Raw genomic sequence first — 22,402 nt, 5'->3', positions numbered from 1 at the left:
GCCGGCCGGGCCGGCTTGACAGGCATCAATCCCCTCCTCTTGCCTAGAATTCGGGCATGAGCTCCCCTGCTGACGCCCCCGACGACGATCTCGCCGTGCCCTCCGAGCCGGCCCTGCCCGCGCGCTGCGAGGTGCTCGTGGTCGGGGCCGGCCCGGCCGGCAGCGCCTGCGCCGCCCACCTGGCGCGGGCGGGGCACGAGGTCTGGCTGGTCGACCAGCACGACTTCCCGCGCGACAAGGTCTGCGGTGACGGCCTGATCCCAGACGCCCACCAGGCGCTGCAGCGCCTGGGCGTGCTCGACGAGGTGATGCGCCACGCCCACGCCGTCAGCCACGTGCGCTGCGTGGCCCCGCGAGGCGGCCATGTGGACGTGCCGGGCACGCTCGCGGTGCTGCCGCGGCGCCGGCTCGACGCCCTGCTCTGCCGCCACGCGCGACGCAGCGGCGCGCGGGTGCTGACCCCGGCGCGCTTCGAGTCGCTGATCGAGCAGGACGGCCAGGTCGTCGGCGCCCGGCTGGTGCACGGCGGGCAGACCCGCGAGGTGCACACCCGCTGGGTGGTGATGGCCACCGGGGCGCACGTGCCCGCGCTGGCCCGCACGGGCCTGTGCGACCGCCGCACGCCCAGCGGCGTGGCGCTGCGCGCCTATGTGCACCACCCGGGCCTGGCCGAGTCGCACCGCACGATGGACGTGGTCTGGCATCGGGCGCTGCGCCCGGGCTACGGCTGGATCTTCCCGTGCGGCGGCGACGTCTACAACATCGGCGTGGGCGCCTTCTTCCGGCGCGGGGACACCCGGGAGCGGGACCGCGCGGCCGACGCCAACCTGCGCGAGGTCTTCGACGCCTTCACCCGCCTCTACGAGCCGGCCCGGGCCCTGATGGACGGAGGCACGATGCAGGGCGAACTCCGGGGCGCGCCGCTGCGCTGCACGCTGAGCGGCGCCCGCAGCGGCCGCCCCGGCCTGCTGGCCACCGGCGAGATGCTGGGCTCGACCTACGACTTCACCGGCGAGGGCATCGGCAAGGCGCTGGAAACCGGCCTGATGGCCGCCGACACCCTGCTCGGCGCCGGCACCGATGACCACGCCACCCTGGCCGACTACGAACGCCGGCTCGACACGCTGCGCCCGAAGTTCGCGCTGTACGAACGTGCCAACCGGGTCAACGCCCACCCCTGGCTGGCCGATCTGGTGATCTGGCGGGCCCGTCGCAGCCCGCGGCTGCTGCAGCGCATGAGCGGGGTGCTCAACGAGACCAGCAATCCGGGCCACCTGATCTCGGCCCGCGGCCTGCTGCGCCTGCTGACGGGCTGAGGCTCAGTCTGCACGACCGGCCTGCAGCGCCTGCGCCTGCACCACCCGGTGCACCAGGTGCAGCTTGCGCACCGCAGGCACGCCCAGCACGAAAGGATAGAGGTCGGGCTGGCCCAGGCTGCGGGCCACCTCGTTCAGCACGCCGCTGAGCTCCACCCAGGCGTTGATCAGCTGCAGGAACGCCGGGTCCGCCGTGTCCAGCGCCGAGGCCGGGAACGGCGTCAGGTCCAGCCGCACATCCCCCGCGTCGAGTCCGAAGCTCAGCGCCGTGTCCAGCCCGTCGGTGATGTGCAGGTAGTGCGCCCAGGTCTCGGCCCAGTCCTCCCAGGGGTGGCTGCTGGCATAGGCGCTGACGTGGCGCTGCGGCCAGTCGGGGGTCGGTCCCTGGTCGTAGTGGCGCTGCAGCGCGTCGCGGTAGGACACCCGCTCGTCGCCGAACAGCGTGCGGAACGCCTCCAGCCAGGGGCCGTCGGCCACCAGCCGGTCCCAGTAGTAGTGCCCCACCTCATGGCGCAGATGACCCAGCACGGTGCGGTAGTGCTCGTGCAGCAGGGTGCGGGTCCGCTCACGCTCGACGTCGTCGGCCTCCTCGACATCGAGGGTGATGATGCCCCCGGCATGGCCCGTCAGCACCGGCGGCCCGCCCGGCCACTCGCGCAGGAAGTCGAAGGCCAGCCCCCGCTCGAGGTCCTCGGCGCCGGCATCGGGCAGGCGTGACGCGACCGGCAGCCCCAGGCCCAGCAGCTGCGACACCAGCCGGCGCTTGGCCGCCTCGATGCGGGCCCAGGCCTGCGCGTTGGCGGGCAGCGCCAGGTCCGGAATCGTGCGGTTGAGCCGGCAGGCCGCGCAGTGCAGCGGCCGCCGGCCCCGGCCGTCGCGCTCGGCCGCGGGGATCAGCCAGTTGCAGGCCGCCGCCAGCCGGCTGTTGTCGCAGCGCACGAAACGCTGGCCGGCCGCCTCGCCCAGCCCTTCGAGCCCCTCGCCCCGGACCTGCAGGGACACCACGCGACGCAGGGACACGACCAGGCCCAGCTCGCGGCCGCAGGCCAGGCAGCGGCTGTTGTCGAAGAAGACCGCCTGGCCGCAGACGCAGTGGAACGAGCGTGCCCCCCGCGTCATCGACCGGGCCGGTGCCGCGGGCGAGCGCGACGCGTCCAGGACCGCACTGAATTGCCGCCGCAAGGCGGCCAGGAAACTGTTCATCGGACTCCCTCGGCTCGGGCGATCGATGCGCCCTCGGCCCCGATTCTGAGCGGCCCCTCCCCCACGGGTTCCCCCCTCCGGGTGATGACAGCCCCGGAGGGCGCGCGCAAAGTACGCCACATGCACCGCACGTCGACGACGGCGCGGCCACCGGGGAGACACATCCATGGCTCAAGTCATGCCACTGAGCGAATTCATGCTCGAGGTCATGCGGTTCGATCCGGCACTGGATCGCCTGCTGCTGCCGCCCCCGCCGGGCGGCGGTGCGCCCGACACCGGCCAGGATTCGGACTGGCAGTGGTTCGAGGCGACCCTCGAGCCGTCCACCGGCATGGAGATCACCGAACACCTGCTGCCCCTGGGCATGGCGCCGGAGGACTTCATCGCCCTGATCCGCAATGGCAACGCCTGAGCGCCGCCCGCCCGGCCGTGACCGATGTGGCGCCGGGCGCCCGCCCCGCTCGGCCAGGGGCCCCAGGGGGGCCGGCAATCTGTTGCAATGACCACGATGAACCCGGCCCTTGACCTGCGCAACCTCGACGTCGACCTGCCCGCCCGGCCGCTCACCCTGGTGGAGCTGCTGGCCTTGCTGAACCGCGCCGACAGCACGATCGGCGACATCGCCGCGCTGGTCGAGGCCGACATGGCCCTGGCCTCGGCCGTGGTGCGCACGGTCAACTCCGCGATGTTCGGCCTGCTGCGGCGGGTCGAGACGGTGGGCGAGGCGGTGCGCTACCTTGGCACGCGGGAGGTCGCCGCCATCACCTTCGAGATCGCGCTGCGGGCGGCCTTCGTGCCCACGCCGGCGATGGAGGCGATCTGGACCCGCTCGAGCCAGGCCGGGCTGCTGATGGGCCGCAGCGCGATGGCGCTCGGGCTGGACCCGCTGCAGGCCCACACCGCCGGCCTGTTCGCCCGCAGCGGCCAGGCCGTGCTGCTGGTCAAGCTGAAGACACCGTATGCCGAGCTGCTGCAGGCCCATGGCCACGACCGGCTGCAACTGGCCGAGGCCGAGCAGCAGCAGTACGGCGTCACCCATGCCGCCTACGGCAGTGCGCTCTGCGCCGCCTGGGGCCTGGCCGGCGACGTCGTGCGCTACGTGCGCGACCACGCCCATCCGGCCGAACTCGCCGCCGCGCCGGGCAGTCCCGCCCGGCGGCTGCTCACGCTGGGCCTGATCGTCGACGACCTGCTGTCGGGCCGCACGCTGCCCGAGGCCGTCGCCACGCACACGCCCGGCTCCGGCTGCACCGGCGACACGCTGGAGGGCGCCCTCGCCCGCCCCTGGGAGCGGCTGCTCACCGCGCTGGCCCCGGCATGACCCGCCCGCGCCACGCTGCGGCCCGCCCGGCCCCCAAGCACCCGGCGCGCACCTTGCTAGACCCCTGTGCTCCAGCAGATCCCGGATCGACCCTGCCCCCCAGCCCATCAGACCAGGAGCATCCATGGCCCCCGACGCCGTCCTTCCCACCGACAGCCCCGCGGCCGCCGTGCCCGCGCCCCGCCAGCACATCCGCCTGACCTCGCACCCCGGCCAGGGCTCGGCTGGAGCGCCGACGATCCGCTGGGGCGCCGCCGACCCGATCGAGCGCGGACCGGTCGTGGGCACCACGACCCACCGCAGCCAGCGCAACGTGATCGGCACGCACAGCGGCAGCTACGGCGTCTACCGTGCGCTGGCCGTCGCGGCCGGCAACCTCGAGCGTGGCCACCGCGCCGACCTGACCGACACCTCGCCGACCGACGTGGTCGGCCCCCACCCGCAGTGGGCCGACGCCGACCGCATCGTGTCGATCGACCCCTGGGGCGCCACCGTCGCCTCGGTCTACGCCGCGCAGATCGCGCAGGGTTACGACATCCGCCCGACGATCGCGGTCACCAAGGCCCACATCGACCTGCCCGAGATCCGCCAGGCCATGGCCTTCCTGCGGCTCAGGCCGGACGGCCGCGTGCTGCTCGACAACGGCTCGGCCGTGGTCACCAAGGTCGCGCTGGAACCGGTGTGGTGGCTGCCGGGCGTGGCCAGGCGCTTCAACGTCAGCGAGGGCGAGCTGCGCCGCACGCTGTTCGAGGAGACCGGGGGCATGTACCCCGAGCTGGTCACGCGCAGCGACATCGAGGTCTTCCTGCCACCCATCGGCGGCCAGACCCTCTACATCTTCGGCGACCCGCGTGACCTGGCCAACCCGGAGGTGACGCTGACCGCCCGCATCCACGACGAGTGCAACGGCTCGGACGTGTTCGGCTCGGACATCTGCACCTGCCGGCCTTATCTGACGCACGCGATCGAGGAGTGCATCCAGGGCGCGCAGCAAGGCGGCGTCGGCCTGATCGCCTACAGCCGCAAGGAAGGCCGGGCGCTGGGCGAGGTGACCAAGTTCCTCGTCTACAACGCCCGCAAGCGCCAGGTGGGCGGGGACTCGGCCGACAAGTATTTCCTGCGCACCGAGTGCGTGGCCGGGGTGCAGGACATGCGCTTCCAGGAGCTGATGCCCGACGTGCTGCACTGGCTGGGCGTGAAGAAGATCCACCGGCTGGTGTCGATGAGCAACGACAAGTACGACGCCATCACCGGCAGCGGCATCGAGGTGGGCGAGCGCATCAAGATCCCCGACGCCCTGGTGCCGGCCGATGCACGGGTCGAGATCGAGGCCAAGATCGCCGCCGGCTACTTCACCGACGGCAGCGTGCCCACCGAGTCCGACCTGGCCGGCGTGAAGGGGCGCGGCCTTGACTGACACCGACACCCTCGTCGCCCGCGACCCGGGCACCCTGACCGGCCTGCTGCGCGATCCGGCCACCATCCGCCGGCGCTGCCGCCAGATCACCGCGGCGGTGGACGCCGGCCATTCGGCGCATTTCCGCATCGACCGCCGCCAGCTGCCGGCCGTGGCGCAGCGCATCGCGCAGCTGACCCGGCAGCACTTCCCGGACCTGCAGATCCCGTATCACAGCCGCTGGCGCCATTTCGAGGCTGGTGGCGTGGACCGCAAGGACGAGCTCGACACCCTGCTGGCAGGCGCCGGCACGGCCGAGCTGGCACGGGCGCGCATCGACCTGACGCTGGTCAGCGTGCTGCTCGACGCCGGCGCCGGTGCCGGCTGGACCTGCCACGAGGAGGCGTCGGGCCGGTCGTTCGGCCGCTCCGAGGGACTGGCGGTGGCCACGTTCCGGGCCTTCCTCGGCGGCGCGTTCTCGTCGGACCCTGAGCGCCCCTGCCAGGTCGATGCCCGGGGCCTGCTCACGCTCGACGCCGGCACGCTGGCGGCCATCTTCCAGGTCAGCGACCTCAACCCGCTGGTCGGTCTCGACGGCCGGGTCGCGCTGATGCACGGCCTGGGTCAGGCCCTGGCGGCGCAGCCCGCACGCTTCGGCGCCGACGGCCGCCCCGGGCGGATGTTCGATCGCCTGAGCGCCCGGGCCGCCGCCCGGGACCCCGCCGTGCCGACGCTGCCGGCCCGCGAGCTGCTGGCCGAGCTGCTCGACGCCTTCAGCACGATCTGGCCGAGCGGCCAGTGGATCGACGGCGAGGCCCTGGGCGATGTCTGGCCCCACCCCCATGCAGGCGCCGCCGACGAGGTCGCGGCCGGCTGGGTGCCGTTCCACAAGCTGTCGCAGTGGCTGAGCTACTCGCTGCTGGAGCCGTTCGAGTGGTCCGGCATCGCCGTGGCCGGCCTCGACGAGCTGACCGGCCTGCCCGAATACCGCAACGGCGGCCTGCTGCTGGACGCCGGCGTGCTCGTGCCGCTGCGGCCCGAGGTGATGTCCCGGCCCCTGAGCCCGGCCGATCCGTGGGTGATCGAGTGGCGTGCGCTGACGATCACGCTGCTCGACGAGCTGGCTCCGCGGGTGCGAGCCGAGCTGGGCGCCTCGGCCGAGGCGCTGCCGCTGGCCTGCATGCTCGAAGGCGGCAGCTGGGCCGCCGGGCGCCAGATCGCCGCCGAACGGCGCCCCGGCGGGGCACCTCCGGTGCAGATCGACAGCGACGGCACCGTGTTCTGACGGCGCAAGACCGACCCTTATTTCGACACAGGAGCGACGATGAGCGACTTCCCCGACGTGCGCGTCATCACCCATCCGCTGGTTCAGCACAAGCTCACGCTGATGCGCCAGAAAGACCTCTCGACCAGCAGCTTCCGCCGGTTGCTCGGCGAGATCAGCAAGCTGATGGCCTACGAGGTGACGCGTGACATGCCCACCACGCTGACCGAGATCGAGACCCCGCTCGAGACCATGCTCAGCCCGGTGATCGAAGGCCGCAAGACGGTGTTCGTGGTGATCATGCGGGCCGGCAGCGGTTTCCTCGACGGCATGCTCGACGTGGTGCCGGGGGCTCGCGTGGGCCACATCGGCCTGTACCGCGACCCGAAGTCGCTGGTGGCCGTGGAGTACTACTTCAAGATGCCCGGCGAGATGCACGAGCGGGACGCCATCGTGCTCGATCCGATGCTGGCGACCGGCAATTCGGCGGTGGCGGCCGTGGACCGGCTCAAGGAGACCCGACCCCGCTCGATCCGCTTCGTCAGCCTGGTCTCGGCGCCCGAGGGCATCCGCACCTTCCAGGCCGCCCATCCGGACGTGCCGATCTACACCGCCGCGATCGACCGCCAGCTCAACGAACACGGCTACATCGTGCCGGGCCTGGGCGACGCGGGCGACCGCATGTTCGGCACCAAGTGAGGCCGGCTCCCCGGGCCGGGCCGCCCGGGGGCTCGCGGGCAGCCCGCACCCGCTGCGCCTGGACGGCGCAGCACCGGTCGACGACCCCCTCATTCAGGGGCCCCGGGAAACCCCCGCCGCCTCGCCGTCACGATTGACGGCCTGCACCAGAACGGTTCGCTGCATACTCGATCGGGACTGTCTGGTTTTTTCACATCGATCTGGCCGGCATCAGTGCGTCGTCACCATGGAGTAGCGGGAATGACCCGACTGTTGAATCCGGAAGAGCTCGATCACGCCTGCCTGGGCCACTGGCGGCAAGGCCGCTGGGACCGCTGCATGCAGTGCGCCCGCCAGATGCTGCAAGGCGCCACCGAACTGGGTGACACCGCGGCCGAGGCCCGGGCCGTGCTGTGGATCGCCCAGTGCCTGCAGCGCGAGTCCAACAGCGAGGAGGCCCTGACGGCGGCACGCTGGTCGGCCGAGCTCGCCCGCCGGGCCACGCAGGCCACCGATGGCCACCCGACCGAGATCCGTGCGCTGGCCTGCATCTGTGCGGCCGCCAGCGCGCTGGGCCGCCATGACGAGGCGATCGCCGCGGCGCATCAGGCCGCGGTGTGGGCCGAACGCTCAGGCCATGAGCTGCTGCGCCTGCAGGTGCTCGACCAGAAATCGCTCGCCTGCGCCTGGCAAGGCGACACCCGCCATGCACGCCGCTGCACCGAACTGGGGCTGACCGTGGCCCGGCAGCTGCAGCGCGGCGACTGGGAGCTGCACTTCCTGATCCTGCAGGCGGCGATCGCCGCGATCGCGGTGGTGCACGACCTGGCCGCCGGCCAGGCCGGCCCGGTCCTCGAGGAGCTGCGCCACACGCTGGCGGCCGCGCGGGCCCGGAGCACGGCGCCGGACGGACCGGCACCGTCGCCCACCGACCACCGCCTGCTGGGCATCATCGGCACGCTGCTGGACTGCTGGGAAGGCCGGCTCGACCTCGCGCTCGAGGGGGTGAGCGTGCTGCACCAGGAGCGCAGCGCCGGCCGGGCCTGGCTCAACCTGCTGGCCGACTGGACGGAAGTGGAACTCGCTGCCGCCCAGGGCACGATCGACCTCGCCGTGGCCGGCGCGCGCAACTGGGTCGAGGCCGCGCGGACGCTGCACCACCAGACGCTGGCCGAATTCGGCACCCGCCGGCGCGCCCGCTGGCTCACCCAGCTCGGCCGCCTCGACGAGGCGATGGCGGTGCTGGAAGAGGATTGGCAGGCCCGGCTGCTGGCCAGCCAGCTGGCACGCCCGCTGCGCCAGCACATCCTGGAATTCCAGCTGCAGCACCGCGAGCACACGGGCACGGGGTCGGGCGCCTCGTCGTGGCTGCTCGACAACCCCTTCACCGGCGTGATCAGCCGCCAGCAGTTCGTGCAGCGTGGCGAGGAGGCCCTGCAGGGTCTGGACCTGTCTCGGCAGCGCTGCGCCGTGCTGACCGTGCGCATCGCCGGCCTGGCCGACGTGGGCGAACAGCAGGGCGCGCAGGTGCGTGACCGCACGCTGGGCCGGGCGGCGATGCTGCTGCGCCAGGCCTTGCGCGCCGGTGACCTGCCGGCGCGCTGGAGCCTCGACGAGCTCGCGGTGCTGCTGCACCGGTCGGGGGGCGAGGACCTGGAGCGTGTCGCCGAACGGGTGCGCCAGCACCTGGCCAGCGAGGACTGGTCGGTGCTGGCCGGCGGTTTGCTTGTGCAGCTGCAGACCGGCCACACGCAGGCCCGCCCGAACGACACGCTGACGCTGCTGATGCAGCGCTGCCAGGAGGTGCGTTCGGCCGGTCGGACCGCCCCCGAACCTCAGCCCCAGACCGCCTGAACCGTGCCCACCCCGCCCGACGCCCCTCGCCCGCTGCTGATCCGCAACGCCTGCCTGCCCGACGGGCGCCAGGGCATCGACCTGCTGGCCCTCGACGGCCGCATCGCCGCGCTGGGCCCGGGCCTGCCCGCGCCCGAAGGCTGCGAGCAGGTCGACGCGGACGGCTGGCTGCTCAGCCCGCCGTTCGTCGACGCGCATTTCCACATGGATGCGACGCTGAGCCACGGCCTGCCGCGGGTGAACCGCAGCGGCACGCTGCTCGAGGGCATCACGCTGTGGGGCGAGCTCAAGCCGCTGCTGACCGCCGAGGCCCTGATCGAGCGCGCCCTGCAGTACTGCGACTGGGCGGTGGCCAGGGGCCTGCTGGCCATCCGCACCCATGTCGACATCTGCGACCCGCGCCTGCTGGCGGTCGAGGCGCTGCTGGCGGTGCGTGAGCAGGTGAGGCCCTGGATCGACCTGCAGCTGGTGGCGTTTCCACAGGACGGCCTGCTGCGCTCGCCGGGCGCGCTGGCCCAGTTGAAGCGGGCGCTGGACCTGGGCGTCGACGTCGTCGGCGGCATCCCGCATTTCGAACGCACGATGGCCGACGGCACCGAGAGCGTGAAGCTGCTGACCACGCTGGCCGCCGAGCGTGGCCTGCGGGTGGACATGCACTGCGACGAATCGGACGACCCGCTGTCGCGCCACATCGAGACGCTGGCCGCCGAGACGCTGAGGCTGGGCCTGCAGGGGCGGGTGACGGGCTCGCACCTGACCTCGATGCATTCGATGGACAACTACTACGTGTCCAAGCTGCTGCCGCTGATCGCCGAAGCCGGCGTGCACGCGGTGGCCAACCCGCTGATCAACATCACGCTGCAGGGTCGGCACGACAGCTACCCGAAACGCCGCGGCATGACCCGGGTGCCCGAACTGATGGCCGCCGGCGTGAACGTGGGCTTCGGGCACGACTGCGTGATGGACCCCTGGTACAGCCTCGGCTCGGGCGACATGCTCGAGGTGGCCCAGATGGGCCTGCATGTCGCGCAGATGACCTCGCAGGCGCAGATGCAGGCCTGCTTCGACGCGGTGACGGTCAACAGTGCCCGCATCCTCGGCCTGGACGGCTACGGGCTCGAGCCCGGCTGCCATGCCGATTTCGTGCTGCTGCAGGCCCGCTCCTGCGTGGAGGCGCTGCGGCTGCGGTCGGCCCGCCTGCTCGTGGCCCGGCGCGGGCGCATCGTCGCACGCACCGCCCCGGTGCAGAGCTGCCTCGATCTGCCCGGACGGCCGTCCCGGGTCGACTGGACCCTCGCACGCTGACACGTTCACGACGGTACCGGCAGACCCCGCCGAGGGGGGCGGGTCGACCCTGACCCTGCCGGTAGAATCGTGGTTCACGTCGCACCGCGACCCCCGGACACTGCCCTCTCCATGCGACTCATCGGATCATTGACCAGCCCTTACGTCCGCAAGGTCCGCATCGTGCTGGCCGAGAAGAAACTCGACTACAAGCTGGAGCTGGAAGACGTCTGGGCCCAGCCGCAGGACCAGGCGACCAGCCCGCTGGGCAAGGTGCCCTGCCTGGTGCTGGAAGGCGGCGAGGTGCTGCAGGACTCCCGGGTGATCGTCGAATACGTCGACACCCTGTCGCCGGTGGGCCGGCTCATCCCTGAAAAGGGCCGCGAGCGGGCGGTCGTGCGCACCTGGGAAGCGCTGTCGGACGGCCTGCTCGACGCCGCCATCCTCGCGCGGCTGGAGGCCACCTGGCCCGGCCGCAATGACGGCCAGCGCAGCCAGGCCTGGATCGACCGCCAGCTGGGCAAGGTGCGCGCCAGCGTGCAGACCATGAGCACCTCGCTCGGCGAGCAGGCCTGGTGCTGCGGTCTCTACCTGTCGCTGGCGGACATCGCCGCCGGCTGCGCGCTGCAGTACCTGGATTTCCGCTTCCCCGAGATCGACTGGCGCAGCCGCCATCCCAACCTGGCCCGCCTGTCGGACAAGCTGGCGCTGCGCCCGAGCTTTCAGGCGACCGAGCCCCCACGCGCCTGAACCTGGCAACGATCGGCCGGCTCCAGCGGCAGGCCGATCTCCAGCGTCCAGCCCTGCGCCTCCGGCCCGACCACCAGCTGGGCCCCCAGTGCCGTGGCCTGACGCTGCACCCGGGCCAGGCCACGCCCCGGATGGAAACGCGCCACCGATCCGATGACCGCGTTCGGGCGGCCGTCGTCCTCGACGCTCAGCCGCAGGTGGCAGCCGGTCTCGCCGCAGGTCAGCTCCAGCCCGAAACGGGCGGACACCGCGCCATGGGCATGCAGGACCACGTTGTCCAGCGCCTCGCGGGCGATCCACAGCAGGGCCAGCGTGTCGCGCACCGGCAGCGCCAGCTGCGCCACCCGCTCATCGACCTGCCAGTGCAGCACCAGGCCACGATCGCACAAGGCCTGCTGCACCTGTTCGTGCAGCCAGCCGAGCGGCTCGTCCAGCGTCAGCATGGAGCGCTGCGCGGCATGACCCAGCACCCGCATCTCGAACCGGCTGGCCTCCAGATCACGTCCGAGGGCCCCTTCGGGCCGCCCGGCATGGCCCGCCGCACCGGCGAGGCGACTCAGCCGCGCGCCCAGCCCGTCCTGGACATCTCGCAGCAGTTCGTGGGGAGACAGCGCCGAGCCCTGCGCCTCGAGCGGCGCCGGCGTGGTGACCTCCGGCCCGGCCCCGCGCCGGCGCCGCCACAGGCCACGAGCGGCCGCACACCAGGACCGCAGCCGATGCGACACGGCCGCCCGTGCGGTCGACGGACGTTCACGTGACGGCGGACCGGACACTTCCAGCGCTCCCGGAAAGAAGAAGGCAGACAGACAAGGCATCGTGCGGATTGTCCGCAGCCCGCTCTCCAGGCCCATCCCAGGCTCCGGGGGCACCCTGGTCCTCGGGGGGAAGCCCCCCGCATCGGGGACCCTCGAGCCGCGCTACACTGCGATTTCAGCGCCGATTTGGTCCGGCTTGCGGGCGCTTTAGAAATTCCGCTAAAGAGGGGCACCCGAATCGACCGGTGTTCACCTCTGCAGGTGGAGCCGGTTTTTGTTTTTTGGGCAAGCATGGCGTCACTCGGCACCGTCGTTCCCCTGCAGATGCATTTCGACGAGGCGCTGCCACTGCGCAGCGGCGCGTCACTGCGGGACTACCACCTCGTCTACGAAACCTACGGCACGCTCAACGCCGACCGCAGCAATGCCGTGCTGGTCTGCCACGCGCTGAATGCCAGCCACCACGTGGCGGGCGTGCACGCCGACGACCCGAAGAGCGAGGGCTGGTGGAACAACCTGATCGGCCCCGGCAAGCCGCTGGACACCGACCGCTTCTTCGTCGTCTGCGTCAACAACCCGGGCTCGTGCTTCGGCTCGACCGGGCCGATGCACGACAACCCCGACACCGGCCGCCCCTACGGCGCCGACTTCCCGGTCGTGACGGTGGAAGACTGGGTCGACGCCCAGGCACGGCTGCTCGAGCGGCTGGGCATCCGCCGGCTCGCGGCCGTGCTGGGCGGCAGCCTGGGCGGCATGCAGGCGCTGTCGTGGACGCTGCAGTATCCCGACCGCATGCGCCATGCCGTGGTGGTGGCCAGTGCGCCCAACCTGTCGGCGCAGAACATCGCCTTCAACGAGGTGGCACGGCGCGCCATCGTGACCGACCCCGACTTCCACGGCGGCCACTTCTACGCCCACGGCGTGCTGCCCAAGCGCGGCCTGCGGGTGGCCCGCATGATCGGCCACATCACCTACCTGTCGGACGACTCGATGGAGGCCAAGTTCGGCCGCGAGCTGCGCGCGGCCGAGCTGGCCTACTCGACCCAGGACATCGAGTTCCAGATCGAGAGCTACCTGCGCTACCAGGGCGACAAGTTCAGCGAGTACTTCGACGCCAACACCTACCTGCTGATCACGCGGGCGCTGGACTACTTCGATCCGGCCCGCGCGTTCGGCGGTGACCTGTCGCGCGCGCTGGCGCGCGCCCAGGCCGGCTTCCTCGTGGTCAGCTTCACCACCGACTGGCGCTTCTCGCCGCTGCGCTCGCGCGAGATCGTCAAGGCGCTGGTCGACAACCGCCGCGACGTGAGCTACGCCGAGATCGACGCCCCCCACGGCCACGACGCCTTCCTGCTCGACGACCCGCGCTACCACGGGGTCGTGCGGGCCTATTTCGAGCGCATCGCCCAGGAGGTCGGCGCATGAGCCAGCACGACAGCATGAACGTGTTCGCCTCGCTGGTGCCCCCGGGCAGCCGCGTGCTCGACCTCGGCTGCGGCGGCGGCGGCCTGCTGGCCCTGCTGGCGCGCGAGCGCGGCTGCGTCGGCTACGGCGTGGAGCTGGACGATGCCAAGGTGCTCGACTGCGTCAAGCGCGGCGTCAACGTGCTGCAGCGCAACCTCGAGGAAGGCCTGAGCCTGTTCGAGGACGGCAGCTTCGACGTGGTGCTGCAGCTCAATACGCTGCAGAACCTGCGCAACACCGAGGCGATGCTGCGCGAGACCGCCCGGGTCGGACGCATCGGCATCGTCGCCTTCCCGAACTTCGCGCACTGGCCCAACCGCCTGAGCGTGATGCGCGGGCGCATGCCGGTGACCAAGGCGCTGCCCTACCAGTGGTTCGACACGCCCAACATCCGCGTGGGCACGTTCAAGGACTTCGAGGTGCTGGCCGGCCAGTGCGGGCTGCGCATCCTCGAGTCCTTCGGGCTGCATGAGGGCCAGGTCGTGCGCCACCTGCCGAACCTGCTGGCCAGCACCGCGGTGTTCAAGTTCGAGCGCGCCTGAACCCGGCGGCCGAGGCGGCATAAACTGGCGGCGGACCTGATCCGCCGCCTCTGGAGTCGCCACGATGAACGCACCTGACCGCCTGCCCGCCCCGGACGCCGACACGCTTGCCGCCTGGGTGAACCAGCGCTGGGACGAGGACCTGATCCCGCAACTGCGCCAGTACATCGAGATCCCGGCCAGGAGCCCGATGTTCGACCCCGACTGGGTGGCCCACGGCCACATCGAGACGGTGATGCGACGGGCGGCCGAATGGGTCGAGTCGCGCCGGGTGCCCGGCCTGACGCTGGAGGTGATCCGCCTGGTCGACGCGGCCGGACGGCCCCGCACCCCGGTGCTGTTCTTCGAGGTGCCGGCCACGGCCCCGTCGACCGACCCGGGGCCGGCGCCCACGGTGCTGATGTACGGCCACCTCGACAAGCAGCCCGAGTTCAGCGGCTGGCGCTCCGACCTCGGTCCCTGGACGCCGGTGATCGACCAGGACCGGCTGTACGGCCGCGGCGGCGCCGACGACGGTTATGCGGTCTACGCCAGCATCACCGCGATCGAGGCGCTGAAGCGGCAGGGCCGCGCCCATCCCCGCATCGTCGGGCTGATCGAGACCTGCGAGGAGAGCGGCTCCCACGACCTGCCGGCCTGCATCGACGCCCTCGGCGGGCGTCTGGGCGAGGTCAGCCTGGTGGTCTGCCTCGATTCGGGCGCCGGCAACTACGACCAGCTCTGGCTGACCACCTCGCTGCGCGGCAACGTGACCGGCACGCTGAAGGTCGAGGTGCTGGAAGAAGGGGTGCACTCGGGGGACGCCAGCGGGCTGGTGCCCTCGAGCTTCCGCATCCTGCGCCAGGTGCTCGACCGGCTGGAGGACAGCGCGACCGGGCGCCTGCTGCCCGGCGTCTTCCATTGCGAGGTGCCCGGCGACCGGCTGCGCCAGGCCCGCGACACCGCGCTGATCCTCGGCGACGAGGTCTGGAAACGTTATCCCTGGGCCTGCGGTGCCGACGGCGGAGCGACGCTGCCGACCACCACCGACCCGACCGAAGCGCTGCTCAACCGCACCTGGCGACCGACGCTGTCGGTCACGGGTGCCGACGGTTTTCCCGGCCTCGGCCAGGCCGGCAACGTGCTGCGGCCGTTCACCGCGTTCAAGCTCAGCCTGCGCCTGCCGCCGCTGGTCGAGGCCTCGACCGCCTGCCAGGCCCTCAAGCAGCTGCTGGAGCTGGATGCGCCCTACAACGCGCGGGTCACCTTCGAGGCCGATGACCGCCTCGGCGGTGGCGCGACCGGCTGGAACGCCCCGAGCCTGGCACCATGGCTGGAGCGCGCCATGGACAGCGCCTCGCGGGCGCACTACGGCGCGCCGCTGGCCTTCATCGGCCAGGGCGGCACGATCCCGCTGATGAACCTGCTGCAGCAGGGCTTCCCGAAGGCCCAGATGATGGTCTGCGGCGTGCTCGGCCCGAAGAGCAATGCCCACGGCCCGAACGAGTTCCTGCACCTGCCCTACGCCAAGCGGCTGACCGCCGCCGTGGCCGACGTCATCGCCGCCCATCCCTGAGCACGGCCCGGCGGCGTGGCGCCGCCTTCAGCCAGGTGTCGATGATGGCGGCACTGGCCTGCGCCGCCACGGCCTGGATGAACCGGCCGAAATCGAGGTGGGCGGTGTCGTCGGCCCGGTCGGAGATGGTGCGCAGCACCGCGAACGGCAGCCCGAGGTCGTGGCAGACCTGGGCCAGCGCGGCGCCTTCCATCTCGACGGCCAGGGCCGCCGGCAGGGCCGTGCGCAGGGCCGCGCTTTCTTCACGAGTCGAGACGAAGCGGTCGCCGCTGAGCACCAGCCCGTGGTGCAGCCGGGGCGTGCGCACGCCGAGCGCGATCGCCTCGTCACCCCAGTGCGCGGGGCGATCGAGCACGGTCCGGGTGGCCTGCGCCAGCTCGGCGTTCAGCGTGGCGCAGGCGGGAAAGTGCGAGCGGCCGGTCAGCGGCACCTCGTAGCGCGGGAACAGCGGGCGGGCGTCCATGTCGTGCTGCACCAGCTCGGTGGCCAGCACGGCGTCCCCGATGCACACGCCCTCGCCCAGGCCGCCGGCCACCCCGGTGAAGACCAGCCGGTCCGCGCCATGGCGTTCGGCCAGCAGCGTGGCCGTGGTCGCGGCCGCCACCTTGCCGATGCCGCACAGCACCAGCACGACCGGCTCGCCCTGCAGCTCGCCGCGGTGGAAGCGCCGGCCGGCATGTTCATGGACCTCGAGATCGCCGGCCAGCGCCAGCACGGCGGCCAGCTCCTCCTGCATGGCACTGACGATGGCGGTACGGGCGATGGGCATGGTCGAGCTCGGTGGGTGGAATCCACCCGCGAGCGTACGTCAGGCCGGCGTGGGCGTGCGCAACTGCCGGCGCAGCACCTTGCCCACCGGCGTCTTGGGCAGGTCGTCGCGGAACTCGACCACCTTGGGGCGCTTGTAGCCGGTCAGGTTCTGCTCGCAGTAGGCCCGCACGGCCTGCTCGGTCAGTCCGGCCTCCCTGCGCACGATGACCACCTTGACCGCCTCGCCGGTGCGCTCATCGGGCACGCCGACCACCGCACACTCGGCCACCCCGGACATCTGGGTCAGCACGTCCTCGATCTCGTTCGGATAGACGTTGAAACCGGACACCAGGATCATGTCCTTCTTGCGGTCGACGATGCGGAAGTAACCCCGCTCGTCCATCAGGCCGATGTCACCGGTGCGGAAGAAACCGTCGGCGGTCATCACCTTGGCGGTCTCGTCGGGACGCTGCCAGTAGCCGGCCATCACCTGCGGCCCGCGCACGGCGATCTCGCCCGGCGAGCCCGGCGCGATCTCCCGGCCTTCGTCGTCGAGCAGCCTCAGCTCCGTGCCGGGCAGCGGCAGGCCGATCGAGCCGCTGAAGCTGCTGCTCGTCGTCGGGTTGCAGGCCACGGTCGGCGAGGTCTCGGACAGGCCGTAACCCTCGCAGATCGCGCAGCCGGTCTTCTGCAGCCAGAGCCTGGCCGTGGCCTGCTGCACCGCCATGCCCCCGCCGACGGAGATCTTCAGGTGCGACCAGTCCACCGTGCTGAAGTCCGGGTGGTTCGCCAGCGCCTGGAACAGCGTGTTGACCGCCGGGAAGGTGTGGAAGCGCACGCCCACCAGCTCCTTGAGCAGGGCCGGCAGGTCACGCGGATTGGGAATCAGCACGTTGCAGGCGCCCACCCGCATGCCCAGCATCATGTTCGTGTTGAAGCCGAAGATGTGATAGAGCGGCAGCGCGCAGACCTGGGTGATCTGCTCGTCGGGGTCGATGCGCTCGAGCGCGGGCCGATACCAGGCCTCGCACTGCAGCACGTTGGCCACCAGGTTGCGGTGCAGCAGCACCGCGCCCTTGCTGACCCCGGTGGTGCCGCCGGTGTACTGCAGCACGGCGATGTCGTCGGGGCCGACCACGGCGGGTCTCAGCACCATCGTGCGCCCCCGGGCCAGGGCCGCCTTGAAGCGCACGGCCTCGGGCAGGTCGAAGGCCGGCACCAGCTTGCGCACCTTGCGCACGACCAGGTCGACGATCAGGGCCTTGGGAAAGCCCAGCATCTCGCCCATCGAGCACAGCACCACCGTGCGCAGCGCCGGCAGGCGGCTGCGCACCTGCTGCAGGGTCTGGGCGAAATTCTCGAGGATGACGATGGCCGTGGCACCGGCATCGAGCAGCTGGTGCTCCAGTTCGCGCGCGGTGTAGAGCGGGTTCACGTTGACCACCACCGCGCCGAGCTGCAGCACCGCCGCGACGGCCACCGGGTACTGCGGCACGTTGGGCATCATCAGCGCCACCCGGTCGCCTCGCCCGATGCCCTGGCCCTGCAGCCAGGCCGCGAACCCGCGCGACTGCTCGGCCACCTCGCCATAGCTGAACGTCTGGCCCATGTAGCGGTAGGCCGCACGATCACGATGGGTCGTGAAACTCTCGTCCATCAACTGGACGAGCGAGGCATAGCGGTCGGCCTCGATCTCCGCAGGCACGCCTGCGGGATAGTGCTTCAGCCAGATCTTCTCCATGGATATCTCCTGTCTGCGACCGATTCTCACGTGACCCGGCGGACCGGTCATTGGGGGATGCCAGCGCTGGAGGCTGGACTCTAATCCCAGACCGCACGACAAAGGGCCGCACGAGGCGGCCCTTCAGGCATGTCTGCCGGCATGGATTCAGGACGGCAACGGGTTCACTCGATGGCCTTGACCATGTCCTCCACCACCTTCTTCGCATCCCCGAACACCATCATCGTCTTGTCCATGTAGAACAGCTCGTTGTCCAGGCCGGCATAACCTGCCGCCATCGAGCGCTTGTTGACGATGATGGTCTTGGCCTTGTAGGCCTCCAGGATGGGCATGCCGTAGATCGGCGTGCCCTTGGTCAGCGCGGCCGGGTTCACCACGTCGTTGGCGCCCAGGATGATGGCCACGTCGGCCTGGCCGAACTCGCCGTTGATGTCCTCCATCTCGAAGACCTGGTCGTAGGGCACCTCGGCCTCGGCCAGCAGCACGTTCATGTGGCCCGGCATGCGTCCGGCCACCGGGTGGATCGCGTACTTCACCGTGATGCCCTTGTGCGTGAGCTTCTCGGCCAGTTCCTTGACCGCGTGCTGGGCCCGCGCGACCGCCAGGCCGTAGCCCGGCACGATCACCACCGTCTCGGCGTTGCCCAGGATGAAGGCCGCATCGTCGGCACTGCCGCTCTTGACCGGACGCTGCTCGGCCTTGCCGCCGGTGGCCGCGGCGGCATCCCCGCCGAAGCCGCCCAGGATCACGTTGAAGAACGAGCGGTTCATCGCCTTGCACATGATGTACGAGAGGATGGCGCCCGAGCTGCCGACCAGCGAGCCGGCGATGATCAGCATCGAGTTGTTCAGCGAGAAGCCGATGCCCGCCGCGGCCCAGCCCGAGTAGCTGTTCAGCATCGACACCACCACGGGCATGTCGGCCCCGCCGATGGGGATGATGATCAGCACGCCCATCACGAGACCCAGCGCGCAGACCAGGCCGAAGTCCAGCGGACTCTGGCTGTGCCAGAAGCCGAACAGGAAGAACAGCGAGGCCAGGCCCAGCGCGGCGTTGAGCTTGTGCTGGCCGGCGAAGACCACCGGCGCGCCCTGGAACAGCCGGAACTTGTACTTGCCGCTGAGCTTGCCGAAGGCGATCACCGAGCCGCTGAACGTGACCGCGCCGATGAAGGCACCCAGGCCCAGCTCGATGCGGTTGCCACCCGGGATCTCGCCCCCCTTGGTGGTGATGGCGAAGGCCCAGGGCTCGGCCACCGCCGCCACCGCGATGAAGACCGCGGCCAGGCCGATCATGCTGTGCATGAAGGCGACCAGCTCGGGCATCTTGGTCATCTCGACCCGCCGGGCCATCGTGGCCCCGGCAGCCCCGCCCACGACCAGTGCGCCCAGCACCCAGGCCAGGCCGTCACCGAAGCCGACGTCGAGCGCCACCGCCTGGCGCTGGATCAGGCCGGCCGTGGTCAGCACGGCGATGGTCATGCCGACCATGCCGAACAGGTTGCCCCGGATCGAGGTGGTGGGATGCGACAGGCCCTTCAGGGCCTGGATGAAGCAGACGCTGGCGATCAGATAGAGCAGCGTCACCAGATTCATGCTCATTGCTTGTCTCCTGCGGCCGCGGCCTTCTTGTCCTTCTTCCTGAACATCTCCAGCATGCGGCGGGTCACGAGGAAGCCGCCGAACACGTTGACCGCAGCCAGCGCCACGGCCAGCACGCCGAAGACCTTGCCGGTCGGGGTCTCGGTCAAGGCCGCCGCCAGCATGGCGCCGACGATGACGATGGCCGAGATCGCGTTGGTCACGGCCATCAACGGCGTGTGCAGCGCCGGCGTGACGGTCCAGACCACGTGGTAGCCCACATAGATCGCCAGCACGAAGATGATCAGGTTGATGAGGGTGGGAGAAACGGCATCCATGTTCAGCTCCGGGTGATCTGACCGTCACGGGTCATCAGGCAGGCCGCGACGATGTCGTCGTCCATCGGCACCTGCAGCGTGGCGTCCTTGGTGATGATCAGCTTGAGGAAGTCCAGCACGTTGCGGGCGTACAGCGCCGAGGCGTCCGCCGCGACCAGGGCGGGCAGGTTGGTCTCGCCGATCAGCGTGACGCCGTGCGCCTGAACGGTCTGGCCGGCCACGGTCAGCGGGCAGTTGCCCCCACCCCCCGGCCCGCGCCCGGCCGCGATGTCGACGATGACCGAACCCGGCTTCATCGCCTGCACCATCGCTTCGGTCACCAGCGTCGGGGCGGGACGCCCCGGAATCAGCGCGGTCGAGATGACGATGTCGGCCTGCGCGACCCGCTTGGCCACTTCACGCTGCTGGCGCTCCAGCCAGCTGGGGGGCATGGGCCGGGCATAACCCCCCACCCCTTCGGCGGCGGCCTGCTCCTCGGCCGTCTCGTAGGGCACGTCGATGAACTTCGCCCCCAGCGACTCGACCTGCTCCTTGACGGAGGGTCGCACGTCGGAAGCTTCGATGACCGCCCCCAGGCGCTTGGCCGTCGCGATGGCCTGCAGCCCCGCCACACCCACCCCGAGGATCACGACGCGGGCGGCCTTGACCGTCCCCGCTGCCGTCATCAGCATCGGGAAGAAGCGCTGGTAGGTGTTCGCCGCCAGCATCACCGCCTTGTAGCCGGCGATGTTGGCCTGCGAGGACAGCACGTCCATGCTCTGGGCGCGCGTCGTGCGTGGCGCGGCCTCCAGCGCGAAGCCGGTGACCCCGGCCGAAGCCAGGCGCTGCAGCCCCTCCCGATCGAACGGATCGAGCATGCCCACCATCGTCGATCCGGCGCGCAGCAGGATCAGCTCGTGAGCCTGTGGTGCACGCACCTTGAGCACCAGGTCGGCACGATAGGCATGCGCCGCATCGGCGATCTGTGCACCCACCGCCTCGTAGGCCGAATCGGGCACGCTGGCCAGGCGCCCCGCATCACGCTCCACCACCAGCTGGTGACCTTGTGCCGCCAGCTTCTTCGCCGTCTCCGGCGTCACGGCCACACGGGTCTCCCCCGCCGCCACCTCTCGCGGTACTCCGATCAGCATGTTTGCTCCTCCAACTCCATGTGAGTTCAGCTTCGCACAGAATCGGCGAAAGCACAGCGAACGCATGCATCAGGTTTGCCCGCACTTGTCGCAGCTCAGCAGACATGGGTGTCACCGGGCCGCGGGCCGCCTGTGGCATCGGCGAGCACCGTCGGGCACACTCGTCCTTCAAGCCATGGTCAACGAGGGGACACCCGGCGAATCGTGTATGTTCACGGATTGATCGGACAACACGAGCGATGATGAAACAACGGGTGGTGGTCGGCCTCAGCGGTGGCGTGGACTCCGCGGTGAGCGCGTGGATGCTCAAGCAGCAGGGCCACGAGGTCATCGGCATCTTCATGAAGAACTGGGAAGACGACGACGACAGCGAGTACTGCTCGTCGCGTCAGGACTTCCTCGATGCGGCGGCCGTCGCCGATGTCATCGGCATCGACCTCGAGCACGTCAATTTTGCAGCCGAGTACAAGGAACGGGTGTTCTCCGAGTTCCTGCGGGAATACTCCGCCGGGCGCACGCCCAACCCCGACATCCTCTGCAACGCGGAAATCAAGTTCAAGGCCTTCCTTGACCATGCCGTCCGGCTGGGGGCCGGGCACATCGCCACCGGCCACTATGCGCGCGTGCGGCACAACCCGCTGACCGATCGCCACGAACTGCTCAAGGGGATCGATCCCGCCAAGGATCAGAGCTATTTCCTGCACCGCCTGAACCAGGCCCAGCTGGCCCGCACAATCTTCCCGATCGGCGAGATCCACAAGACCGAAGTGCGGCGCATCGCCGAGCAGATCGGCCTGCCCAATGCGAGGAAAAAGGACTCGACCGGCATCTGCTTCATCGGCGAACGCCCGTTCCGGGAATTCCTGAACCGCTACCTGAGCAAGGAGCCCGGACCGATCAGGGACGATCGTGGGCGGGTGCTGGGCGAACACGTCGGACTGAGCTTCTACACGCTCGGACAGCGCAAGGGCATCGGCATCGGGGGCGTCAAGGAAGCCAAGGCCCCGCGCGGAGGCGGTGATCACGAACCCTGGTTCGTCGCGCGCAAGGAGATGGCGAACAACACGCTCTATGTCGTGCAGGGACATGATCACCCCTGGCTCACGTCGCACGAACTGCGCGCCAACGATGCGAGCTGGGTGGCCGGACAGGCCCCGCAACTGCATTCCTGCGCGGCCAAGACACGTTACCGGCAAGCCGATTCGGCTTGTGAATATCGCGCGCGGGAAGGGGAGAACACCTTCCAGCTGACCTTCCGGGAGCCCCACTGGGCCGTCACGCCAGGTCAGTCGGCCGTGCTGTATGACGGGGACGTGTGCCTGGGTGGAGGCATGATCGAGTGAGGCCCGAGGGGCGGCGTGGAGCCGCCCTGTGGGGATCCCCTCACGTCAGAATAGTTGCCGCGTCGATAGAACCCAAAGAGGGGGCGAAGACGAGGAGAAGACGTGGCTCGATACGGCAAGGAATACAAGGACCGGGTG

Annotated in this window: 20 protein-coding genes and 1 riboswitch; of the genes, 13 read left to right on the top strand and 7 right to left on the bottom strand. The window is 70.7% G+C overall.

Annotated features, from left to right (window positions below; translation table 11 throughout):
• Positions 1 to 56: 56 nt before the first annotated feature.
• Positions 57 to 1,316, top strand: a complete 1,260-nt coding sequence (locus C7444_RS18205; RefSeq protein ID WP_110402284.1) for an NAD(P)/FAD-dependent oxidoreductase — start codon at positions 57 to 59, stop codon at positions 1,314 to 1,316.
• A 3-nt stretch (positions 1,317 to 1,319) separates the two neighbouring features.
• On the opposite strand, the gene C7444_RS18200 is transcribed toward C7444_RS18205, so the two are convergent.
• A complete protein-coding gene (locus tag C7444_RS18200; RefSeq protein ID WP_110402283.1) occupies positions 1,320 to 2,519 on the bottom strand; it encodes a zinc-binding metallopeptidase family protein in 1,200 nt (399 codons plus the stop codon).
• Positions 2,520 to 2,685: 166 nt separating this feature from the next.
• On the opposite strand from C7444_RS18200, the gene C7444_RS18195 reads away from it, so the two are divergent.
• The 8 genes from C7444_RS18195 to C7444_RS18160 all read left to right on the top strand — a co-directional run bounded on the left by C7444_RS18195 (position 2,686) and on the right by C7444_RS18160 (position 11,066).
• Positions 2,686 to 2,931: a hypothetical protein gene (locus tag C7444_RS18195; protein WP_146219441.1), complete on the top strand. Its 246-nt coding sequence runs from the start codon at positions 2,686 to 2,688 to the stop codon at positions 2,929 to 2,931.
• Positions 2,932 to 3,027: 96 nt separating this feature from the next.
• Positions 3,028 to 3,840: an HDOD domain-containing protein gene (locus C7444_RS18190; protein WP_170130799.1), complete on the top strand. Its 813-nt coding sequence runs from the start codon at positions 3,028 to 3,030 to the stop codon at positions 3,838 to 3,840.
• Positions 3,841 to 3,964: 124 nt separating this feature from the next.
• Positions 3,965 to 5,257: a GTP cyclohydrolase II gene (locus C7444_RS18185; RefSeq protein ID WP_110402280.1), complete on the top strand. Its 1,293-nt coding sequence runs from the start codon at positions 3,965 to 3,967 to the stop codon at positions 5,255 to 5,257.
• Complete coding sequence (locus C7444_RS18180) at positions 5,250 to 6,521, top strand: URC4/urg3 family protein (RefSeq protein ID WP_245909630.1); 1,272 nt, start codon at positions 5,250 to 5,252, stop codon at positions 6,519 to 6,521. The genes C7444_RS18185 and C7444_RS18180 overlap by 8 nt, the downstream gene beginning before the upstream one ends.
• A 39-nt stretch (positions 6,522 to 6,560) precedes the next feature.
• Positions 6,561 to 7,199 (top strand): uracil phosphoribosyltransferase, encoded by a 639-nt coding sequence (gene upp, locus C7444_RS18175; RefSeq protein ID WP_110402279.1) that lies wholly within the window; start codon positions 6,561 to 6,563, stop codon positions 7,197 to 7,199.
• A 240-nt stretch (positions 7,200 to 7,439) separates the two neighbouring features.
• Positions 7,440 to 9,032, top strand: a complete 1,593-nt coding sequence (locus tag C7444_RS18170; protein WP_146219440.1) for a GGDEF domain-containing protein — start codon at positions 7,440 to 7,442, stop codon at positions 9,030 to 9,032.
• 3 nt (positions 9,033 to 9,035) lie between these two features.
• Entirely contained in the window at positions 9,036 to 10,337 is a 1,302-nt protein-coding gene (locus C7444_RS18165; protein WP_245909629.1) for an amidohydrolase family protein, read from the top strand.
• A 111-nt stretch (positions 10,338 to 10,448) separates the two neighbouring features.
• Positions 10,449 to 11,066, top strand: coding sequence for a glutathione S-transferase family protein (locus C7444_RS18160; RefSeq protein ID WP_110402277.1), 618 nt, complete (start codon positions 10,449 to 10,451; stop codon positions 11,064 to 11,066).
• Here C7444_RS18160 and C7444_RS18155 read toward each other — a convergent pair.
• Positions 11,039 to 11,881: a sensor histidine kinase gene (locus C7444_RS18155; protein ID WP_146219439.1), complete on the bottom strand. Its 843-nt coding sequence runs from the start codon at positions 11,879 to 11,881 to the stop codon at positions 11,039 to 11,041. The genes C7444_RS18160 and C7444_RS18155 overlap by 28 nt on opposite strands.
• Positions 11,882 to 11,989: 108 nt before the next feature.
• A riboswitch (SAM riboswitch) is annotated at positions 11,990 to 12,062 on the top strand.
• 50 nt (positions 12,063 to 12,112) lie between these two features.
• Between C7444_RS18155 and metX the strand changes: the two genes are divergently transcribed.
• The 3 genes from metX (at position 12,113) to C7444_RS18140 (ending at position 15,382) form a co-directional block, all read left to right on the top strand.
• Positions 12,113 to 13,246: a homoserine O-succinyltransferase MetX gene (metX, locus tag C7444_RS18150; protein WP_110402275.1), complete on the top strand. Its 1,134-nt coding sequence runs from the start codon at positions 12,113 to 12,115 to the stop codon at positions 13,244 to 13,246.
• Entirely contained in the window at positions 13,243 to 13,827 is a 585-nt protein-coding gene (gene metW, locus C7444_RS18145) for a methionine biosynthesis protein MetW (RefSeq protein ID WP_110402274.1), read from the top strand. The genes metX and metW overlap by 4 nt, the downstream gene beginning before the upstream one ends.
• 64 nt (positions 13,828 to 13,891) lie before the next feature.
• A complete protein-coding gene (locus C7444_RS18140; RefSeq protein WP_110402273.1) occupies positions 13,892 to 15,382 on the top strand; it encodes a M20/M25/M40 family metallo-hydrolase in 1,491 nt (496 codons plus the stop codon).
• Here the strand turns inward: C7444_RS18140 and C7444_RS18135 are convergent.
• The 5 genes from C7444_RS18135 to C7444_RS18115 form a co-directional block, all read right to left on the bottom strand.
• Positions 15,363 to 16,151: a 5'-methylthioadenosine/adenosylhomocysteine nucleosidase gene (locus tag C7444_RS18135; protein WP_110402272.1), complete on the bottom strand. Its 789-nt coding sequence runs from the start codon at positions 16,149 to 16,151 to the stop codon at positions 15,363 to 15,365. The two genes, C7444_RS18140 and C7444_RS18135, sit on opposite strands and share 20 nt — an antisense overlap.
• Positions 16,152 to 16,190: 39 nt before the next feature.
• Complete coding sequence (locus tag C7444_RS18130) at positions 16,191 to 17,873, bottom strand: long-chain-fatty-acid--CoA ligase (RefSeq protein ID WP_110402271.1); 1,683 nt, start codon at positions 17,871 to 17,873, stop codon at positions 16,191 to 16,193.
• A 164-nt stretch (positions 17,874 to 18,037) separates the two neighbouring features.
• Positions 18,038 to 19,474: an NAD(P)(+) transhydrogenase (Re/Si-specific) subunit beta gene (locus tag C7444_RS18125; protein WP_110402270.1), complete on the bottom strand. Its 1,437-nt coding sequence runs from the start codon at positions 19,472 to 19,474 to the stop codon at positions 18,038 to 18,040.
• On the bottom strand, positions 19,471 to 19,791 hold the full coding sequence (locus tag C7444_RS18120; protein WP_110402269.1) for an NAD(P) transhydrogenase subunit alpha part 2: 321 nt from the start codon (positions 19,789 to 19,791) through the stop codon (positions 19,471 to 19,473). The genes C7444_RS18125 and C7444_RS18120 overlap by 4 nt, the downstream gene beginning before the upstream one ends.
• Positions 19,792 to 19,793: 2 nt before the next feature.
• Positions 19,794 to 20,921, bottom strand: a complete 1,128-nt coding sequence (locus tag C7444_RS18115; RefSeq protein WP_110402268.1) for a Re/Si-specific NAD(P)(+) transhydrogenase subunit alpha — start codon at positions 20,919 to 20,921, stop codon at positions 19,794 to 19,796.
• A gap of 104 nt (positions 20,922 to 21,025) precedes the next feature.
• Here C7444_RS18115 and mnmA point away from each other — a divergent pair, with 104 nt between their 5' ends.
• A complete protein-coding gene (gene mnmA / locus C7444_RS18110) occupies positions 21,026 to 22,264 on the top strand; it encodes a tRNA 2-thiouridine(34) synthase MnmA (protein ID WP_110402267.1) in 1,239 nt (412 codons plus the stop codon).
• Positions 22,265 to 22,402: the final 138 nt, after the last annotated feature.

It is taken from the genome of Sphaerotilus hippei (assembly GCF_003201595.1).
Taxonomy (GTDB): Bacteria; Pseudomonadota; Gammaproteobacteria; order Burkholderiales; family Burkholderiaceae_C; genus Sphaerotilus; species Sphaerotilus hippei.
Note: the sequence above shows the minus strand (reverse complement) of the source record. Positions and strands in the feature narration are given on the sequence as shown.

What these genes read in the sequence shown, in the direction of transcription:
- C7444_RS18205 (WP_110402284.1), top strand. Translation starts at nt 57, where the DNA reads ATGAGCTCCCCTGCTGACGCCCCCGACGACGATCTCGCCGTGCCCTCC.
- C7444_RS18200 (WP_110402283.1), bottom strand. Translation starts at nt 2,519, where the DNA reads ATGAACAGTTTCCTGGCCGCCTTGCGGCGGCAATTCAGTGCGGTCCTG.
- C7444_RS18195 (WP_146219441.1), top strand. Translation starts at nt 2,686, where the DNA reads ATGGCTCAAGTCATGCCACTGAGCGAATTCATGCTCGAGGTCATGCGG.
- C7444_RS18190 (WP_170130799.1), top strand. Translation starts at nt 3,028, where the DNA reads ATGAACCCGGCCCTTGACCTGCGCAACCTCGACGTCGACCTGCCCGCC.
- C7444_RS18185 (WP_110402280.1), top strand. Translation starts at nt 3,965, where the DNA reads ATGGCCCCCGACGCCGTCCTTCCCACCGACAGCCCCGCGGCCGCCGTG.
- upp (WP_110402279.1), top strand. Translation starts at nt 6,561, where the DNA reads ATGAGCGACTTCCCCGACGTGCGCGTCATCACCCATCCGCTGGTTCAG.
- C7444_RS18170 (WP_146219440.1), top strand. Translation starts at nt 7,440, where the DNA reads ATGACCCGACTGTTGAATCCGGAAGAGCTCGATCACGCCTGCCTGGGC.
- C7444_RS18160 (WP_110402277.1), top strand. Translation starts at nt 10,449, where the DNA reads ATGCGACTCATCGGATCATTGACCAGCCCTTACGTCCGCAAGGTCCGC.
- C7444_RS18155 (WP_146219439.1), bottom strand. Translation starts at nt 11,881, where the DNA reads ATGCCTTGTCTGTCTGCCTTCTTCTTTCCGGGAGCGCTGGAAGTGTCC.
- metX (WP_110402275.1), top strand. Translation starts at nt 12,113, where the DNA reads ATGGCGTCACTCGGCACCGTCGTTCCCCTGCAGATGCATTTCGACGAG.
- metW (WP_110402274.1), top strand. Translation starts at nt 13,243, where the DNA reads ATGAGCCAGCACGACAGCATGAACGTGTTCGCCTCGCTGGTGCCCCCG.
- C7444_RS18140 (WP_110402273.1), top strand. Translation starts at nt 13,892, where the DNA reads ATGAACGCACCTGACCGCCTGCCCGCCCCGGACGCCGACACGCTTGCC.
- C7444_RS18135 (WP_110402272.1), bottom strand. Translation starts at nt 16,151, where the DNA reads ATGCCCATCGCCCGTACCGCCATCGTCAGTGCCATGCAGGAGGAGCTG.
- C7444_RS18130 (WP_110402271.1), bottom strand. Translation starts at nt 17,873, where the DNA reads ATGGAGAAGATCTGGCTGAAGCACTATCCCGCAGGCGTGCCTGCGGAG.
- C7444_RS18125 (WP_110402270.1), bottom strand. Translation starts at nt 19,474, where the DNA reads ATGAGCATGAATCTGGTGACGCTGCTCTATCTGATCGCCAGCGTCTGC.
- C7444_RS18120 (WP_110402269.1), bottom strand. Translation starts at nt 19,791, where the DNA reads ATGGATGCCGTTTCTCCCACCCTCATCAACCTGATCATCTTCGTGCTG.
- C7444_RS18115 (WP_110402268.1), bottom strand. Translation starts at nt 20,921, where the DNA reads ATGCTGATCGGAGTACCGCGAGAGGTGGCGGCGGGGGAGACCCGTGTG.
- mnmA (WP_110402267.1), top strand. Translation starts at nt 21,026, where the DNA reads ATGGGTGTCACCGGGCCGCGGGCCGCCTGTGGCATCGGCGAGCACCGT.